Below are 13776 nucleotides of genomic sequence, written 5' to 3' on the forward strand. Positions count from 1 at the left end.
ATGGCGCAGACCGCGCAGCTTCTTGCCTGAGCCGGCCACCTGCACCTTGGCATCGTTGCGCGTGACGATCGTGCCGGCCTGCCAGACGCGCCCCTGGCCACACGCCTCGGGGAAATCCATCTGCAGGCGGGGATTGAACGCCAGCTCGGCCTTGATCGCCTCCAGCATCGGATACGCCTGGTCGATGCTGTCCATCACGATCACGGGGTAGCGCTTGCGGCCCGTGACCAGGCACCACAGCACGAACAGCTGCGACACCAGCGTAGACTTGGCTTCACCTCGAGGCGCCGCGATCGCGTCCGTCTCGCTTTTGTCACTGCGGACGATCTCCGGCAGCCGCGCGAACAGGTATTTGTGCAGCTCCGACTTGTGCGGGCTGCGGACATAATGCGGGAAGTAGGTGCCGACAAAGAACTCGAAGTCATCTGTCGCCTGCACGATGCGGTGGCTGCGCTCCCGCGGGTCGGGCGAAAAGCCGGAGACCTCGGCCTCGATGCGCTGGCGCAGCTGCGCCGCAAACTCGACCAGGTCGCTACTGGCCTGGCGGGCCGACAGCTTCTTACCGCTGGCCATTGGCATAGGCCTCCACCGCAGCAACCATCTTGTCGGCGAGCGCCGGATACATCTTCAGAAAGAGGTCGGTCAGCGCCTTGATCGCGGCATTCTCGATCGCCAATTGGTCGGCCTCGGGCATCATGCCCTTGCCCGCCGCCTTCAGCTTGGCCACGGTATCGCCCAAGGTGCCGATGGCTCGCACCGCCTCGAACGGATCTTCGCTATGCTCCAGCGCCTCGAGCAGGGCCTCGGCGCGGACCAGGCCGCGCACGATGACCCGCCCCATCGCCTGCTCGATGCCGCCGCCCGCGACGATCAGGCTTGCCGCCTGGAACTTGTCCCAGTCCTCGGCGGTACCCTTGGCCTCACGGAACCAGTGCCGTGCCGTTGCATACGGAATGCCAACCTGCTCGGCGGCCCGCTCCAGCGGCAGGCCGCCAATATAGGCGGCGCGCAGTTGCGATCGCTTCTCCGGCGGATGCGCCATCACAGCGCCCCAGGGAACGGCGCGCGGCGACGGGCCACGTCCATGCCGCGTTCGGTACACATCGCCGCATCGCCATCGCAGCGCACCAGCCCCATTTCGGCCAGCCAGCCAAGGTCGGCACGGATCAGGTCGGCGCTTGCCACCACCCCGTGCACTGCCTGCATTTCCGCGCGCAAGTCATGCACGCTGGCCGGCTGCTCGAACGAGAGCGTTGCCAGTAGCGAGCTGCGCCTGCGCTGTTCCTGCTCGGTCATTTCATGCCTTTCTGTGCAATCTGGTTGAGGATCAGGCGCAGGGTGTCGGTCTGGCCACGGCTCTCGCCCACCAGCTGGTGGACGGTTGCCGACAGGCCGTTGACTGCCTCGTATACCTTGGCCAGATCGCTGTGATTGGGGGCGGATTCCGCCGTGGTCTCCAGGCGCTGGATGCGCTCCGCATAGGCATGCAACTGCCCTGACTGCACATCGAAGCGCGCCTCGATGTCTTCCTCCAGCTTGCCGATCCGCTCGTTGGTCGCCTTGTTCTTGTTGGCCAGGTACATATAAAGCGCCACGCCCCAGGTCAGCACGAAATTGGCCACGGCGATGCCCAGTGCGATGTCTTCCCGGCTCACGCGTGCCTCCGAGCATTCATGCCGCCGACACGTTCGAGGCGCGCCTGGCAGTCGATGCAATAGCGGCAGCCCGGCACCGCATCGCGGCGTTGTTGCGGTATCTCGGCACCACAATCCGACGCCGTGCAGAATTCAGCCGATGTTCCGGCAGGCAGTTGCGCGCGCACGGTCTGGATGTTGGCATCCAGCGCTTGTTGCTCGCGCTCGACAGCCAGGTCGACCTCGTTGTTACTGAACACTCCATCCTCCTCGATCTCGATACGAGCGCTGCCGTCACACGGGTCGAACGGGACGATCAGCACCCAGCGTTTCATTGCCCGGCCTGGCTGCGGTGATACTCGATATACGCGTTGAGCCCGGCCTCGATGGCCTGGCAACGCCCGGCGTAGTCGGCCAGCTGCGCCAGCATGTCGTCCAGGGAGACCCCGGAGGCTAGATCGTCCGCGAATATCCCGGCACCAGCGGCCGCGCAGGCGGCGGACGATGTGTCAATTCCGGCGCCAATATCGGCCGCGGGCAACCTGTCACAGGCGGCGGTGAGGCGGTTCCACAGCCGGACAACACCCCAAGTGACCACAGGAGCAGGTACGGGTACAGGCGTCGCCTCAGGCGCCGGGCGATAGGTTTGCGTGACATGGGTGATCCTCCGTTTCAGTTCGGCCTGCTGGCGATCGATCTGGGCACGCGCGTCGAGCAGCTCGGCGGCAACCGCCTGCATGTGCTGCTGCTCGGCCTGCAGCCGCTCGCGCGCCTGGCGCTCGGCATCGGCATGCTGGCTGGCCTGCTCGGCCTGGAGCGTGGCGATCTGCGCCGCCGCCTCGGCGTCGGCCGCAGCCGAGCGCCAGTGCCAGCCCGCGCCGACACCGGCGATGCCGGCGAGCAGGATGGCGACCAGGCAGACCGGCAGGCCATCGCCGAGGCCGGTGACCCAGCCCAACAGGCGCGCCATCATGCGCACGCTCCCTGGCCGAAGCCGACGGCCTGGTAGGCGGGCTCGTAGCGTTTGAGGATCAGCCGCGGGTAGCCACGGTTTTCATTCCAGGTGAGGCGGGCGCGGCCGGCGTTAAAGCGCTCGATCGCGCCGAACCAGCTCAACGCGTCGGCGCCGGCCTGACGGGCGCGGGCCTTGTCGCGGATCACCCAGCCGAGCCCGCCGTTGTAGGCCGACAGCGCCATGGCCATGCGCTCGCAGCCGTTGCGGGCCGCGAGGCGGTCCCACAGGTATTTGTCGTAGATGACCAGGGCGCGCATCGCCCAACTGGGATTGGTCGGCTGGCGCTCCCCGAGCTGCTGCGGGTAGGCCCCGGCGAGCCAGCTCGCGGTGGCGGGCATGAATTGCGCGATCCCCTGAGCCCCCACCGGGCTCACCGCATCCGACCGCCACCGGCTTTCCTGGTGGATCTGCGCGGCGAACGTGGCGGTGGGCGCGTCGATGCCCCACACCGCCCGCCCATTGCGGATCAGCTCTGCCCGGTACCGCAGCGCCTGCGCAGGCACGGCAATCCTGGCGCCATCGCCAGCCCAGGCCGTACCCACCCAGCCCGTAAGCAGCACACCCAGCACGATCAGGCGGATCATGCTCACAGCCCCATCGCCACGCCGATGATGCACGCCGCAACCACGATGGCCCGCCGCAACATGGCGGCGGCAAACACCAGGCCATAGCCATCGGCGATGGGCAGATCGGCATCCATCGCCGACTTGCCATGGCGCCACAGATGCGTCTGCCAGCAGCCGGTGGCCAGGTAGCCATCGGGGCGGGCGTAGGGAAACAGACTACGGTCGAGGTGATAACCGACCACGCCAGCCAGCGTGATCAGCGCCAATTTGTACAGCGCCACGGGCAACTGCTGCGGCGCCACCTGGGCGATCAGCAACAACAGGACAAGGCTGACAAGCAGCCAGGACGTCATGCGGGGCAGGCTCACGGCGGTCTCCATCTGACAGATCGAATGGATCACAGTCTAGGGATTGCGCGGTAGCCGGCCCGGTTGAAGGGCTTCAGGGCGGAAAGACAAAGCCCCGCAGGAAGCGGGGCTTGGGTAGAACGGCTGGGAATTGTGGAGCAATCCGGCTACCCGAACAACCCCAACTGGCGCGGATCGGGCCGCGTCATGTCGGTGACTTTCAGGATGTTACGGATCTGCCGGTCGCTGAGCCGGTTCCGGAACACCAGCTCGTTGATGCCGACACCGGCCGCATAGTCCCGCACGATGGCCCGGTTGCGCACCTGGATAATCGCTGCCTTGCACATCGGGATATACAGGTCCTCGTTGGCAAAGTGCTTGCACAGCCGCTCGGCTGCCGGCATGCCGATGATCTCCGCCAGCGCCGCCACCCGCGCCTGGCCCTGGCGATTGCGCCCTTGCGCCACCGGGAAGGTGGTGCCGCCCCAGTGCTCGACCAGGCGCAGCGTATTGGGCAGGCCGATGATCATGGCCATGGTGCGCACCGAGTCGGGCAACAATGCCTGCAGATCGTCGAGACTCATGCCGTCGGCCTCCCGTTGCGCTCGGCGTCGATCATCAGCGCCGCGATGATGTTGCGCAGGCCATCCGTAGTGGCCCACTCCAGCGCATCCACTCGCGCCAGCCGCTGCACCATCGAGCGGCCGCCGGGGCGATGCGAGGTCAGGTAGGCCCACGGCCGACCGGCCTCGGCCAGCAAGGCCTCGATCTTGTCGATCTGTGCCTGCCGGCTCTTCGTCATGCGCGGTTTCTGGCCATGGCGTGTCGGCTTGAAGCCAAGCCGCGCCAGGTGAGCCATGACGCGGGCCAGCCCTGCTGCGGACAGCTCCTTGCTGGAGGCAACGCCAGCGACGTTGCGCAACATGACGCGGTAGGTATCGTCGTCCATGCCGAGCTGCTGCTTGGCGATGTGGATTTTGGCGAGGTCGGATTTGGTGGGCATTGGTACACTCCGTTAAAACACTTCTCACAGCCCGCTCCGCGAGCGGGCTGTAGGCAGGGTTTTACTTGACCACCGATAGCTGCTTACGAGATGACTTACGACCGCCGGCCATCACCCCGGCCGGCAGGAACTCCGGCAAGCTGGCGACATCGCCGATCACTCTCCACAGCCACTCGGTAAACGGTTTGAGCGCGGCGTCGGCCTGAGTCAACGCCAACGGCGATACCACCGTGATGAACTGGCTTTGGCTGTCCATGGCCAACTGCACCGCGACGCCGGAACACCGGTAGGCATCCATCACGGCGCGGATTTTATACGTCCGGATGAAGCCCTCATCACGCACACCTGCTTTGGCCAGTACCGATCGTGGATTGCGACTGAGGTCATACGTCTCGACGAAGCCAACGCTGCGCGCGACGGCCGCCAGCGAATCCTGAGCCAACCATGCCTGCCCATCGACCCTGACCAGGCGGATCACGATGCCTTGCCACTCGCGCAGCAACACGGGCAACTGCGCTGCCTGCTCCTGGCGATACAGGCGCAATTCGCCGTGCAGCCGCGACAACGTAGTGCGGAGTTGGGCGATTTCCTGCCGCATCATCTGCACCGCGTCACCGCCCGCCGTCTGTAGCGCGTCATAGGCGCGAATCACCTGGAGGTGGAACTTCGGGCTGATCCACATGGCGTAGGCGTAGACCAGTTCCTTGCAGACGTAGGTTCCTTGCTGTACGCCGCCTGAAAAGTTCCCCTTCACGGTGTTAACGGGAGTGATACCCAAATTCTGGGTATCACTAAGTTCCGTAACCAATTCAACAGTTTGCGGGCTAGCAAAAAACTTGCCCGGCTCCTTGGCGCGCTGATTGGCACCCGATGAGATGGCGGCCCTGTGTAGGTCATTGAGGCAGTATCGGCCGGCTGCATCCTGGCGGATGGCGATATCGGCCAATTGCAGCGGCGCGGTTTGGACGAGATCAGACATATCGTTCTCCTTTGTTATTGCGGGAAAATGGGGAATTTGAATGAGTGATACCCGGAATTTGGGTAGTTTTCTGGCGCTTGTCGTTGCGGCGGGTATAGACGTAATCGCTGATCAGCTCGGCGAGACGAGCTGCGGCGGCGGCCTGTTCTGGAGACAACGGCCTGGATGGCCCGAAGCGCGCCGGAAAGCGCTCTGCGAGGTAGATAACGTTGGAATGAGGCGTGCCGCTGGCTGCGGCCAGCGTGGTTGCGCACATGGTTTGCTCCTGTGTGAGGCTGGGGGCCACACCACGCCTGTTCAAGGGCGAGGGGTGGGCGGGATGTTGAACACTCGTACACAGCCGAGCCCCACGCCTTACGGACGTGGGCATCCCGCCCATGAAAGCAAAACCAATGGGCGAAACAAAACCGCGCTTCACAGACGGGGGCGCGGATACTGCTGTGTAAGGTGTGTTCAGCACCTGCATAACAGGCTGCCACCGAATCAAACACCTTGTCAACATATCGCCCCCTTGGCTGCTCATCAGTGCCGGGCCACCACGCCCGGCAGACCACCCTTGCGGGTGGTTTCGCATCAACGTGCCGCAGCGTCCTTGAGGGCCTTGGCCGCGCTGAAATGCGGCACGCGCTTGGCCGCGATGGTGATTGCCTCGCCCGTGGCCGGGTTGCGGCCGGCACGCTCGGCGCGCTCGCTGCTGCCGAACTTGCCGATGTCGGTGATCGCCAGCTCGCCGCCGGCCTGGATCACATCGAGGATGGTGGTCGTCAGCGCGTTCAGCACGGCCTCGGCCTGCTTGTTGCTCACGTCGGCGTTATCGGCCAGGTGTTTGATCAGTTCAGCTTTGTTCATCGTTGCTTCCTTTCTTGGTGGGAAATCAGGGGTCAAAAACGGGTGGTAGTACATGCCTCAGTGGTCGAACTCGCGCCCGCCTAGGCGTTCGAGCAGTGCTGCAACCTGCTGCTCCAGGTCGCGGATGCGGGCCATGGGATCGGAGTAGGCCAGCAGCGTCTCGACGGCATTGATCGCCACGGCGTGGGCGGTGCTGTTGTCGACGGCGCCGAGCGCGGGCTCGGCACGCAGGTGGATGTCCATGCCGTCGCCTGCGTCGGTCAGGGTGATGATTGCGCTGGCCATCACACCCCCGCCAAATCCAGCACCACCGGCTCATAGCGCTCGGTCTCGCCCACCCGCTCATACACGCGCAGGTGGCGTTTGCTGTACTGCACACGCACCGCGTCGTTGAGCGCATCCATGGCGTCGCGCCACTTGGCGTCCTCGATGTTGAGGCGGCGCAGGCTGAGGATGCGCCCGGCGTTGATCGAACCGGCCTTGTCGACCTGAAACGCATCGCTGATCAGCGACATGATGCGGCTGTCGGCGCCCTGGCCCCATTCATGGATGCACTCATCGACCAGCGCCTTGGCTGCCTGCAGACCCTCGTCGAAGGTCAGTGTGTCCTGGATGGCGACCAGCACCTTGTATTTACCGTCGTAGCTGGTCAGCTGCACATTGCCCTTGTTGCCGCCGAGCTTGGCGCCATAGCGCTCCGCGCTCAGCTCGACGAAGGCGTCGATATCGTCGAAGATCGCCTTTTTGAACGAGGCCAGCGCGTCGCTCTGCAGCTTGGCGCGGCCGACGATCCCCTGCACCAGGCTGTCGCGCTCGATGTCGATCGGCTTGATGCGGGTAATCGGCGTGAGCCGGCCCTTGGCATCGGCCATATAGCCTTCCGGTACTGTGTTCATCATTTGATTCCTTTCTTGTTGGCCAGCGAGCCAAGAATTTTCCTGATCCGCTGGCGGTTACGTTCTAATGTTGCCGTGTCGATCTTGTGGGGCAGCGCCGGGTACTCGGGCTGGCGATCGGGCAGTTGCAGCAGCAGGTGCTTCGGCGCGGGCCAGCGGTCGCACTCGATGCACAACCGGGCAAACCCGGTGCGCACGCGCTGGCGGTCCTGCACCTCCTGCCAGCTGATCGGCGCCGCCATCAGCGCCTCCAGCCAGACCTGGGCAGTGCCGAGTACCGCATCGACCGGCGGCGCCCCATGCAACCGCAGCGACAGCAGCTTCTGCAGGCCCTCGCCGACCTCCCACCTGAGCCAGTCAGGCGCCACGCTTGAACTGCTCCAGCGCGGCGACCCCGGCCAGCGTTTGCGATGGTTTTGTCACCGGCACGCCACGCGCCTCGCCATCGCCGACCAGCTGGCCAGCCTGCGGCCGCCAGTTGCTGATCACCTCGTACAGCCAGCCGTGGCCACGCAACGGCAGCTTGAGCCGGCCGGCATCGCGCGCCGCCAGCGCCTGGTCGATCGCCCACACCCAGGCATCGAGCGGCGCGTCGTAAACTTGGCCGTCGCGCGTGATCCGCTGTGCTTGCAGGTCGGGCAGCAACTCGCCGAGCAGCTTGGCCACCCGGTCCATGCTCAATTCACGCTGCTCCGGGCGAAACAGTGCCAAATAGCGCACCACCGCCGACCCGACCGGCCCGCCAAGCTTGAACGCGGCTACCAGCGCCTCGCGCGTCGCCTCGTTGGCGATCAGCAGGTCCAGGCTGGCGCTGGCGCCGCAGCAGGGGCAACGGGTTTTCATGCTGCACCTTTAGGAACAACAAACAACGGATCAGCCTCGGGCGTCAGGTCGCGCAGGTATTCCAGATCGCGGCGGGCCGCGTTGCGCAGCTTCTGCCCGGCCGTGTCGTGGCGGCTGCTGGTGGTGTTGGGCGTGCTCTCGCGCGTCTCCTCGTCGAGGCCAGCCTGGTGCAGGTAATGGCTCATGCGGACTCTCCCCAGACGATCTCGATCTCGTCGACCACTACCGACACGCGCCAGCCGTCGTCCATTCGCTGGCGCTGCACCGCGCCCATACGCCAGCCCTCGGGAGGCGCGCTGGCGATCAGCACGCAGGGGCGCAGCCCTTCGAGGCGTTCATCGAGCACGCGGCAGCCGGCGGCGCGCAGCCGGCGCACCACGCTGTTCAGCAGGCTGATACGCGCCATGAAACCCATGTTCAACACCTTGCCCTGCGGGGCATCGCTGCTATTCGCCTGCATTCAAATCTCCTCGGTCCACTCGACGAAACACCCCTCGACCACACACTGCCAGCGACGGCGGGCGCGGAAGCCCTCCAGCTGCTGCACACCTAGGTCCTCGGCGCCGCGGCGGGCCTTGAGCCACTCGCAGTGGCGCGAGCGCACCAGGGTGATGCTGGGCTTGGCGTACAGACCGACGTCGGCCATCAGCGGCTTGAAATCATGCTGATCGAGCCAAGCCAGGGCGCGCTGCAGTGCCGCCGCGCCATTGACCAGGTCGGCCGGGGTGATGTGGCCGTTGTGGTAACGGTGTTTATTGTTCATCTGTCATCTCCGGGCGCATCGGACAGCGGCGGCAGGCCTGCCAGTGGCGCATTTTCAGCGGGTTATGTATCGGTGCGCGCGAGAGCGCGACGGTGCGGCAGTCGGCGGGCGAGATCGGGGCGGCCAGGTGCGGGCAATCGATCTGCATCAGGTGCGTTTCTACCAGGGCCTGCAACGTTTCCCGCTTGCCAAAATAGCGCCCCGCCAGTGCCAGGCTGATGGCCGGGCGTTTTGACGTATCGCCAACCAGCTGGCGCGATACGCCAGCCGCACCGCCCGGTGTCCCTTGTACAGCCGCCCTCAGCACATCGAGCCAGCCATGCTCAGTACTCGTCTGCACGCTGTACCTCCTCCCACACCACGCGGTTGAGGTTCGGGTCGTAGACCCCCTTCGACTGCTGTTTCATCGGCGGGCGCGGCCCCGTGTATTTCCCCGGCAGCAATCGATAGCGAGCAAGCACGAAGCACCGGCCGGCTTTGCGCCGTGGTTGGGTCTCGACCAGGTAGCCCGCGCGGTGCAGCAGGCGGGTATAAAACTGTGCGTGCGACTCGCCGATCTGCATCGCTTCAGTGCTGGCCTGGGCGGCCAGCTCGACATAGTTGAATTCGCCGCACAGCCGCATGGTCCGCCACATCTGCTCGATGCCGAGGCCAAGCTGGGTCGGCTGGCCGTGGTCATCGAGCCGTGGGGCCTCCTGGCCGTTGTCGCGGACGAGACGCAGGCGCGCCTCGATGCTGCGATTCTCGGTCGGGTTGGTGCGCTCGACGAAGCCGCCGAGGCGCAGCGCGCGCACATACTGTTTGACCAGCCGGATATCCAGCTCGGTTTCTAGCGAGATGCCGAGGATGGTCCAGTCCCGCTCCTGGCGGCCGCGCACGGCATTCCAGATGCGCTGGCGAGCCGAATGCCCGCCGGTGCGTGGCAAATTGTCTGCCATCTCATACCCTCCGCTTTGGCGCTTCGCCGGTGTACAGCGGGCGCTTCTTCCAGCCCTTGGCATCCATGCGGTCGAGGCCATCATTGAGCGCCTCGCGCTGGATCAGGTCGAGGTTGACGCAGACGCGGCGCACCGAGCCATGAGCCACCTTGAGTACCTCGTCGAGCAGATCGTCGGCGATATCGACATCGCGGCTGTAGATGTGACGCAGCGCGCGCGCATCGTCCTGGTTCACCGGCTGCGCCTGCACCCATGCCAGCACGCGGCCATGGAATCGCTCCCAGCGCTTGAGCTTGGTCGGCAAGCCCTCTTCGCCGATCAACAGGATGGGCGACTGGCTGCTCTCGTACAGATCACGCACCAGCTCGACCATGTTGCGATCGACGATGTGGTCCATCTCGTCGATGATCAGCGGTCGCCGGCTGGCTGCCAGCTCCTCGCCGATCTGGTCTACCATCTCGGCAATCGTCACCGCGGGGGTGACATTGATGTCCATCTCAAACAGGATGGCGCGCAGGAAGTGTTTTTTCGTCCAGGCCGATTTGGCCTGCACATAAAAGGCACGGGCGGAGTTGGCGACGTACATCGCCGACATGCTCTTGCCCCAACCTGACGGCCCGGAAAACACCACCAGGCCGGGCAGGTTCTGGCTGCGATCCATCGCGCTGGTCAGCGCGATCTGGCACAGCTGCAGGTTGCCGATCCGGGCGATGCCGTTAACTGCATTAACATTGACGCTGCTTGCTTCGGACATGGATAATCCTTCTCGTTGACTGCTGTTGCGTTACACCTCCTGGGCAAGCGGCCACTTGCCCAGGTCTTCCAGATGGCGCTTCTGCGCCTTGAATTGCGGCGATTTCTGGTAGTTCACCCAAAACCGCCGGTCCTCATCGTTGCGAATCTCCCCGGACAACCTGATCTCACCGTCGAGCGCCAGCCAGCGCGCGAGCTTCTGTTCAGGTGTTACCAGTTCGACTACCTCCGCATCCTGTTGCTGCGCCTGTGGCGTGTCGGCCGGCTCGGCCGCCACCAGCTCGGCGCGCTTGAATTCGCCGACCGTCGGGATCACGATGGACTCGGCCACCGTCAGCGCCGGCACGGTGTAGTTGCCTGCCAATTCGGCCTCGGCATCCGCCACCTTACCCAGCGCCTTGCGGGTGATGCGCTCGACCCGCTTTTGATGCAGGTAATCGCGGTTCGCGACCGGGAAGGCCGCGCGCTTGTTGCCGCTCCACTCCGCCAGGCAGATGAACTCACCGTCGAGCGTGCGGATGATCACGTGGGCGGCATCGTGGATGTCATAGCCCACCCGCACCTGCTCGCCGGCCGGGATGGCCGACAGCTCGCGGGCGAAATATTCGTTGTTCCATAACTTCACCCAGCCCCGGTCAGGTGTGCGCAGCACATAGGGGCGGAACAGGTCGCGCAGCTCGATATCGTCCGGCCGCTCGACACACTCCGGTGTCAAATAGGCCGCGTAATAAGCCGCTGGCGTGTAGTGGCGGCCATTGACCTTCGGCAGGCCGGAGTGCTCATGCTCGTGGTTGTACCAATCGACCACCTGCTCCAGCGCATCGATCAGCTGGTTCCAGGTCGGCAGCTCACGCGCCACCTCGCCGCGCTTCAGCGCCGAGTCGATCGCGTTGGCGCGTTTGCGCACCGTTTCCCGGTCCATTTTTTTGCCGTGGAACGTCGAAAACTGCTCGGCCAGCCGCAACAGCACCGTCTGGTGCGCACGCTCGACGATGCCGCGTCCCTGCGGATTGCCGGGGATGCCCGTCTCGTGATGGATGCCGAGTCGCGGCAGGCAGCCCAGCAGCGGGTCATCGAGCGTCTTGGCCGTCTGACCCGCGCCGTTGTCCGAGTAGTAGATCAGCGCCTTGCCGTATTGCTTCACAGCGAAGCGGATCGCATCGCCGACCGCGATCTGGTTCTCCGACAGCGACAGGCTCCAGCCCACGATCATGCGGCTCGCGCCATCGAGCACCAACGTGACCTCGGGCACGAAAGGCTTGCCATGATCCGGGTGCGCCACCTTGGCCTTGAGGCCGTGGCCATCACCGACCCACACATCGTTCGGCCGCATCACCGACCAGTCGCGCTTGACATAGGGCAGCAAGGCCTTGAGTGCCGCTCCCGTATGCCGACCTCGATACAGCAGGTCGGCCGGCAGCCTCTTCAGCAGCCGACGCGCCTGATGGATCGAGGGTGCAGCGCAGCCGTCCGGCAGCTGCACCAAGCCCAGCTCGATATCGACACACAGCTCGCGCCAGGCAGTCTCCACCGTCGGCTTGCTTGGCTTCCGGTAGGCATCAAGCAACGCCTTTGCCCACGGCGGCAGCGACTCGTCAGGCCGGTTGCGCTTGGGCACCAGATCGTTGCGCTTGCTGGCGGCCAGCCAGCGTTTCAACGTACGCACCGACGGCAGCTCGCTTTTGACCTTACCGCGCGGATCGCGCCCCGCCTTCAGTTGCGCCATCAGCATCGGCTCGACCTCGCCGGCCTGCGCCCGCGTCACCAGCGTCACCAGTGCCGCCTCGAGCGTGCAACCCGTCACCGCCTGCAGCCGCTCGATCGCCAGCAATACACCCTTGCGTGCATCGGCGGCCGACAGGTCCTTATCGGTCAGCGGCAGCTCCAGTTGCGTGCCGTTGTAGTTGCGGCGTACCGGCGGCGCGGCCGACAGGTCCAGCGCCTGGCGCGAGGCCAGCAACTGGGCGGCGGCGCGCTGCTTGATGGTGGCCTGCACCTCGGCCGGCAGGCTGTCGAAGGCGTACTCGACACCGCCGCCGCGACCGCTGCGCGGACGGAAGGCCCAGGCGTCGCGGTTTGCTTTGGCAATCACGTTCTTAACCGCCCGTGGCAGCCCTGGTAGCACCATTCCCGCCAGTTCTGCTGCGCCGTAATAGGGCTTCACGTCCACCCCACTCATACTGCGACTCCGTTAGAGGTGAGGGCACTCCCCGATCCGCTAGAATGGCCGGGCAGGCTAGACATCTGCGTATCCATCCACATCACAAAGAGGCCCTCATGAACGAAACAACGAAATTGGAACTGTTGAAACTGTCGGTGGAGCTGACCCGCCTCATGGTCGACAACAAGGAAATCGTATCGAGGCAGCAATTCGCGTCTCAGAACGGCTTTTCCATCGAGCACAGCGCCGTGACTAAGGCGCAGGAAGCCGTGTTTCAACATCTGACTGCCTTACTTGCCGATCGCGGATGACAAGGCCTGAATAGCCAACGGCGGCGGCACTTGGGACATCAATGCCGCAGCCAAGCCATCCGCCATCACGTCAGGGGGGCAATCTCGCCAGCGCTCCAACACCACGGCGGCTTCGTCAGCTATCTGCAGCCAGGGCTGCTTGTCGTTTGGCTGACAATTTGACCGCGATCTGACCTCCCAACCCGCAGGAGGCTGGCAGAGGCCCATCCCAAACGGGTCGCCTCTGCGCTGCGCCGCCCGGCGTTCCGCAGCCTCAATGCGACCTTTCATAAACACGTCAAGGTTGCTACCCGAAGAGGGCGCCGCCACCTGCACGCGACGTGCCCGAATTCGCTGCAAAAATGCCGGCTGTACTTTGTTACGCATGACTTACTCCCCCTGATTGAAATCGAGTTCCGGCTCAGCCAGCTTCACCACGTTCGCGCGGTGAAAGCTCCAGCCGGTCAACACCCCGTTCAGCGCCTCGCTCGTCTCACCCAGCGCCGCGTGCCCGGCGTAAAAGTCGATCAGCAAGGCGATCGCCCGTGCCGTCAGCGCCTGCAGCTCCGCCAGGTCACGCTCGTCGGCGCGCTTGCCGGTCGGCATGTCGATCACCATCTTGCCGCCGGCCAAGGCCAGGTAATCGCTGACAAAGCTCGCCCCGCACAGTGTCTCGAACTGACGGATACGGTTCACCGGCATCGAGCACTCGCTGATCCAGCGGTAATAGGTCTTCAGC

Annotated in this window: 26 protein-coding genes, 1 other RNA gene and 1 pseudogene; 1 reads left to right on the top strand and 27 read right to left on the bottom strand. The window is 64.9% G+C overall.

Going from position 1 to position 13776, the window contains the following annotated elements:
- From ABWL39_RS20375 to ABWL39_RS20495, 25 genes and pseudogenes are all read right to left on the bottom strand, one after another.
- Positions 1 to 573: pseudogene (locus ABWL39_RS20375) on the bottom strand (hypothetical protein); the annotation flags it as partial.
- On the bottom strand, positions 560 to 1042 hold the full coding sequence (locus tag ABWL39_RS20380) for a DUF1804 family protein (RefSeq protein WP_367795918.1): 483 nt from the start codon (positions 1040 to 1042) through the stop codon (positions 560 to 562). The gene ABWL39_RS20380 and the pseudogene ABWL39_RS20375, both read right to left, overlap by 14 nt.
- Entirely contained in the window at positions 1042 to 1296 is a 255-nt protein-coding gene (locus tag ABWL39_RS20385; RefSeq protein WP_367795921.1) for a hypothetical protein, read from the bottom strand. The genes ABWL39_RS20380 and ABWL39_RS20385 overlap by 1 nt, the downstream gene beginning before the upstream one ends.
- Positions 1293 to 1655 (bottom strand): hypothetical protein, encoded by a 363-nt coding sequence (locus tag ABWL39_RS20390; protein WP_367795924.1) that lies wholly within the window; start codon positions 1653 to 1655, stop codon positions 1293 to 1295. Before ABWL39_RS20390 ends, ABWL39_RS20385 begins: the two co-directional genes overlap by 4 nt.
- Positions 1652 to 1969 (bottom strand): TraR/DksA C4-type zinc finger protein, encoded by a 318-nt coding sequence (locus ABWL39_RS20395; protein ID WP_367795927.1) that lies wholly within the window; start codon positions 1967 to 1969, stop codon positions 1652 to 1654. Before ABWL39_RS20395 ends, ABWL39_RS20390 begins: the two co-directional genes overlap by 4 nt.
- Positions 1966 to 2607, bottom strand: a complete 642-nt coding sequence (locus tag ABWL39_RS20400) for a hypothetical protein (RefSeq protein WP_367795930.1) — start codon at positions 2605 to 2607, stop codon at positions 1966 to 1968. The genes ABWL39_RS20395 and ABWL39_RS20400 overlap by 4 nt, the downstream gene beginning before the upstream one ends.
- Entirely contained in the window at positions 2604 to 3233 is a 630-nt protein-coding gene (locus tag ABWL39_RS20405) for a transglycosylase SLT domain-containing protein (protein ID WP_367795933.1), read from the bottom strand. Before ABWL39_RS20405 ends, ABWL39_RS20400 begins: the two co-directional genes overlap by 4 nt.
- A 2-nt stretch (positions 3234 to 3235) precedes the next feature.
- Positions 3236 to 3568, bottom strand: a complete 333-nt coding sequence (locus ABWL39_RS20410) for a putative holin (protein WP_367795990.1) — start codon at positions 3566 to 3568, stop codon at positions 3236 to 3238.
- Between the two features lie 161 nt (positions 3569 to 3729).
- Positions 3730 to 4146, bottom strand: coding sequence for a Mor transcription activator family protein (locus tag ABWL39_RS20415; RefSeq protein WP_367795936.1), 417 nt, complete (start codon positions 4144 to 4146; stop codon positions 3730 to 3732).
- Positions 4143 to 4565, bottom strand: a complete 423-nt coding sequence (locus ABWL39_RS20420) for a gp16 family protein (RefSeq protein WP_367795939.1) — start codon at positions 4563 to 4565, stop codon at positions 4143 to 4145. Before ABWL39_RS20420 ends, ABWL39_RS20415 begins: the two co-directional genes overlap by 4 nt.
- Before the next feature lie 61 nt (positions 4566 to 4626).
- Positions 4627 to 5544, bottom strand: a complete 918-nt coding sequence (locus ABWL39_RS20425) for a KilA-N domain-containing protein (RefSeq protein ID WP_367795942.1) — start codon at positions 5542 to 5544, stop codon at positions 4627 to 4629.
- Complete coding sequence (locus ABWL39_RS20430; protein WP_367795945.1) at positions 5537 to 5800, bottom strand: hypothetical protein; 264 nt, start codon at positions 5798 to 5800, stop codon at positions 5537 to 5539. The genes ABWL39_RS20425 and ABWL39_RS20430 overlap by 8 nt, the downstream gene beginning before the upstream one ends.
- Positions 5801 to 6053: 253 nt before the next feature.
- Positions 6054 to 6118: hammerhead ribozyme type II (locus tag ABWL39_RS20435), an RNA gene on the bottom strand.
- Complete coding sequence (locus tag ABWL39_RS20440; protein WP_367795948.1) at positions 6118 to 6393, bottom strand: HU family DNA-binding protein; 276 nt, start codon at positions 6391 to 6393, stop codon at positions 6118 to 6120. The genes ABWL39_RS20435 and ABWL39_RS20440 overlap by 1 nt, the downstream gene beginning before the upstream one ends.
- Positions 6394 to 6450: 57 nt before the next feature.
- Complete coding sequence (locus ABWL39_RS20445) at positions 6451 to 6678, bottom strand: hypothetical protein (protein WP_367795951.1); 228 nt, start codon at positions 6676 to 6678, stop codon at positions 6451 to 6453.
- Positions 6678 to 7289 carry a DUF3164 family protein gene (locus tag ABWL39_RS20450; RefSeq protein ID WP_367795993.1) on the bottom strand — a complete coding sequence of 204 codons (612 nt, stop codon included), beginning with the start codon at positions 7287 to 7289 and terminating at the stop codon, positions 6678 to 6680. The genes ABWL39_RS20445 and ABWL39_RS20450 overlap by 1 nt, the downstream gene beginning before the upstream one ends.
- Positions 7289 to 7657 (bottom strand): hypothetical protein, encoded by a 369-nt coding sequence (locus tag ABWL39_RS20455; RefSeq protein WP_367795954.1) that lies wholly within the window; start codon positions 7655 to 7657, stop codon positions 7289 to 7291. The genes ABWL39_RS20450 and ABWL39_RS20455 overlap by 1 nt, the downstream gene beginning before the upstream one ends.
- Positions 7647 to 8132 (bottom strand): hypothetical protein, encoded by a 486-nt coding sequence (locus ABWL39_RS20460; protein WP_367795957.1) that lies wholly within the window; start codon positions 8130 to 8132, stop codon positions 7647 to 7649. The genes ABWL39_RS20455 and ABWL39_RS20460 overlap by 11 nt, the downstream gene beginning before the upstream one ends.
- Positions 8129 to 8317: a hypothetical protein gene (locus tag ABWL39_RS20465; RefSeq protein WP_367795960.1), complete on the bottom strand. Its 189-nt coding sequence runs from the start codon at positions 8315 to 8317 to the stop codon at positions 8129 to 8131. The genes ABWL39_RS20460 and ABWL39_RS20465 overlap by 4 nt, the downstream gene beginning before the upstream one ends.
- A complete protein-coding gene (locus tag ABWL39_RS20470; RefSeq protein ID WP_367795963.1) occupies positions 8314 to 8592 on the bottom strand; it encodes a hypothetical protein in 279 nt (92 codons plus the stop codon). The genes ABWL39_RS20465 and ABWL39_RS20470 overlap by 4 nt, the downstream gene beginning before the upstream one ends.
- Complete coding sequence (locus tag ABWL39_RS20475; protein WP_367795966.1) at positions 8593 to 8895, bottom strand: hypothetical protein; 303 nt, start codon at positions 8893 to 8895, stop codon at positions 8593 to 8595.
- The gene (locus ABWL39_RS20480) at positions 8885 to 9235 is read right to left on the bottom strand and encodes a LacI family transcriptional regulator (RefSeq protein WP_367795969.1); all 351 of its coding nucleotides are present in this window, start codon (positions 9233 to 9235) and stop codon (positions 8885 to 8887) included. Before ABWL39_RS20480 ends, ABWL39_RS20475 begins: the two co-directional genes overlap by 11 nt.
- A complete protein-coding gene (locus ABWL39_RS20485) occupies positions 9219 to 9833 on the bottom strand; it encodes a hypothetical protein (protein WP_367795972.1) in 615 nt (204 codons plus the stop codon). The genes ABWL39_RS20480 and ABWL39_RS20485 overlap by 17 nt, the downstream gene beginning before the upstream one ends.
- 1 nt (position 9834) lies before the next feature.
- Positions 9835 to 10587, bottom strand: a complete 753-nt coding sequence (locus tag ABWL39_RS20490; RefSeq protein WP_367795975.1) for an AAA family ATPase — start codon at positions 10585 to 10587, stop codon at positions 9835 to 9837.
- A gap of 30 nt (positions 10588 to 10617) precedes the next feature.
- Positions 10618 to 12765, bottom strand: a complete 2148-nt coding sequence (locus ABWL39_RS20495) for a DNA-binding protein (protein WP_367795978.1) — start codon at positions 12763 to 12765, stop codon at positions 10618 to 10620.
- Between the two features lie 98 nt (positions 12766 to 12863).
- On the opposite strand from ABWL39_RS20495, the gene ABWL39_RS20500 reads away from it, so the two are divergent.
- A complete protein-coding gene (locus ABWL39_RS20500; RefSeq protein WP_367795981.1) occupies positions 12864 to 13058 on the top strand; it encodes a hypothetical protein in 195 nt (64 codons plus the stop codon).
- Here the strand turns inward: ABWL39_RS20500 and ABWL39_RS20505 are convergent.
- Together ABWL39_RS20505 and ABWL39_RS20510 are read right to left on the bottom strand one after the other, a co-directional pair.
- Positions 13038 to 13424: a hypothetical protein gene (locus ABWL39_RS20505; protein WP_367795984.1), complete on the bottom strand. Its 387-nt coding sequence runs from the start codon at positions 13422 to 13424 to the stop codon at positions 13038 to 13040. The two genes, ABWL39_RS20500 and ABWL39_RS20505, sit on opposite strands and share 21 nt — an antisense overlap.
- Before the next feature lie 3 nt (positions 13425 to 13427).
- A partial coding sequence (locus ABWL39_RS20510) for a hypothetical protein (protein WP_367795987.1) occupies positions 13428 to 13776 on the bottom strand: 349 nt, incomplete at its 5' end.

Origin of the sequence: Chitinivorax sp. PXF-14 (assembly GCF_040812015.1) — a bacterium.
Taxonomy (GTDB): Bacteria; Pseudomonadota; Gammaproteobacteria; order Burkholderiales; family SCOH01; genus JBFNXJ01.

Excerpts from the sequence above, each read along its gene's own strand:
- ABWL39_RS20380 (WP_367795918.1), bottom strand. The coding sequence starts at position 1,042 with ATGGCGCATCCGCCGGAGAAGCGATCGCAACTGCGCGCCGCCTATATT.
- ABWL39_RS20385 (WP_367795921.1), bottom strand. The coding sequence starts at position 1,296 with ATGACCGAGCAGGAACAGCGCAGGCGCAGCTCGCTACTGGCAACGCTC.
- ABWL39_RS20395 (WP_367795927.1), bottom strand. The coding sequence starts at position 1,969 with ATGAAACGCTGGGTGCTGATCGTCCCGTTCGACCCGTGTGACGGCAGC.
- ABWL39_RS20400 (WP_367795930.1), bottom strand. The coding sequence starts at position 2,607 with ATGATGGCGCGCCTGTTGGGCTGGGTCACCGGCCTCGGCGATGGCCTG.
- ABWL39_RS20405 (WP_367795933.1), bottom strand. The coding sequence starts at position 3,233 with ATGATCCGCCTGATCGTGCTGGGTGTGCTGCTTACGGGCTGGGTGGGT.
- ABWL39_RS20410 (WP_367795990.1), bottom strand. The coding sequence starts at position 3,568 with ATGACGTCCTGGCTGCTTGTCAGCCTTGTCCTGTTGTTGCTGATCGCC.
- ABWL39_RS20415 (WP_367795936.1), bottom strand. The coding sequence starts at position 4,146 with ATGAGTCTCGACGATCTGCAGGCATTGTTGCCCGACTCGGTGCGCACC.
- ABWL39_RS20420 (WP_367795939.1), bottom strand. The coding sequence starts at position 4,565 with ATGCCCACCAAATCCGACCTCGCCAAAATCCACATCGCCAAGCAGCAG.
- ABWL39_RS20425 (WP_367795942.1), bottom strand. The coding sequence starts at position 5,544 with ATGTCTGATCTCGTCCAAACCGCGCCGCTGCAATTGGCCGATATCGCC.
- ABWL39_RS20430 (WP_367795945.1), bottom strand. The coding sequence starts at position 5,800 with ATGTGCGCAACCACGCTGGCCGCAGCCAGCGGCACGCCTCATTCCAAC.
- ABWL39_RS20440 (WP_367795948.1), bottom strand. The coding sequence starts at position 6,393 with ATGAACAAAGCTGAACTGATCAAACACCTGGCCGATAACGCCGACGTG.
- ABWL39_RS20445 (WP_367795951.1), bottom strand. The coding sequence starts at position 6,678 with ATGGCCAGCGCAATCATCACCCTGACCGACGCAGGCGACGGCATGGAC.
- ABWL39_RS20450 (WP_367795993.1), bottom strand. The coding sequence starts at position 7,289 with ATGAACACAGTACCGGAAGGCTATATGGCCGATGCCAAGGGCCGGCTC.
- ABWL39_RS20460 (WP_367795957.1), bottom strand. The coding sequence starts at position 8,132 with ATGAAAACCCGTTGCCCCTGCTGCGGCGCCAGCGCCAGCCTGGACCTG.
- ABWL39_RS20465 (WP_367795960.1), bottom strand. The coding sequence starts at position 8,317 with ATGAGCCATTACCTGCACCAGGCTGGCCTCGACGAGGAGACGCGCGAG.
- ABWL39_RS20470 (WP_367795963.1), bottom strand. The coding sequence starts at position 8,592 with ATGCAGGCGAATAGCAGCGATGCCCCGCAGGGCAAGGTGTTGAACATG.
- ABWL39_RS20475 (WP_367795966.1), bottom strand. The coding sequence starts at position 8,895 with ATGAACAATAAACACCGTTACCACAACGGCCACATCACCCCGGCCGAC.
- ABWL39_RS20485 (WP_367795972.1), bottom strand. The coding sequence starts at position 9,833 with ATGGCAGACAATTTGCCACGCACCGGCGGGCATTCGGCTCGCCAGCGC.
- ABWL39_RS20490 (WP_367795975.1), bottom strand. The coding sequence starts at position 10,587 with ATGTCCGAAGCAAGCAGCGTCAATGTTAATGCAGTTAACGGCATCGCC.
- ABWL39_RS20495 (WP_367795978.1), bottom strand. The coding sequence starts at position 12,765 with ATGAGTGGGGTGGACGTGAAGCCCTATTACGGCGCAGCAGAACTGGCG.
- ABWL39_RS20500 (WP_367795981.1), top strand. The coding sequence starts at position 12,864 with ATGAACGAAACAACGAAATTGGAACTGTTGAAACTGTCGGTGGAGCTG.
- ABWL39_RS20505 (WP_367795984.1), bottom strand. The coding sequence starts at position 13,424 with ATGCGTAACAAAGTACAGCCGGCATTTTTGCAGCGAATTCGGGCACGT.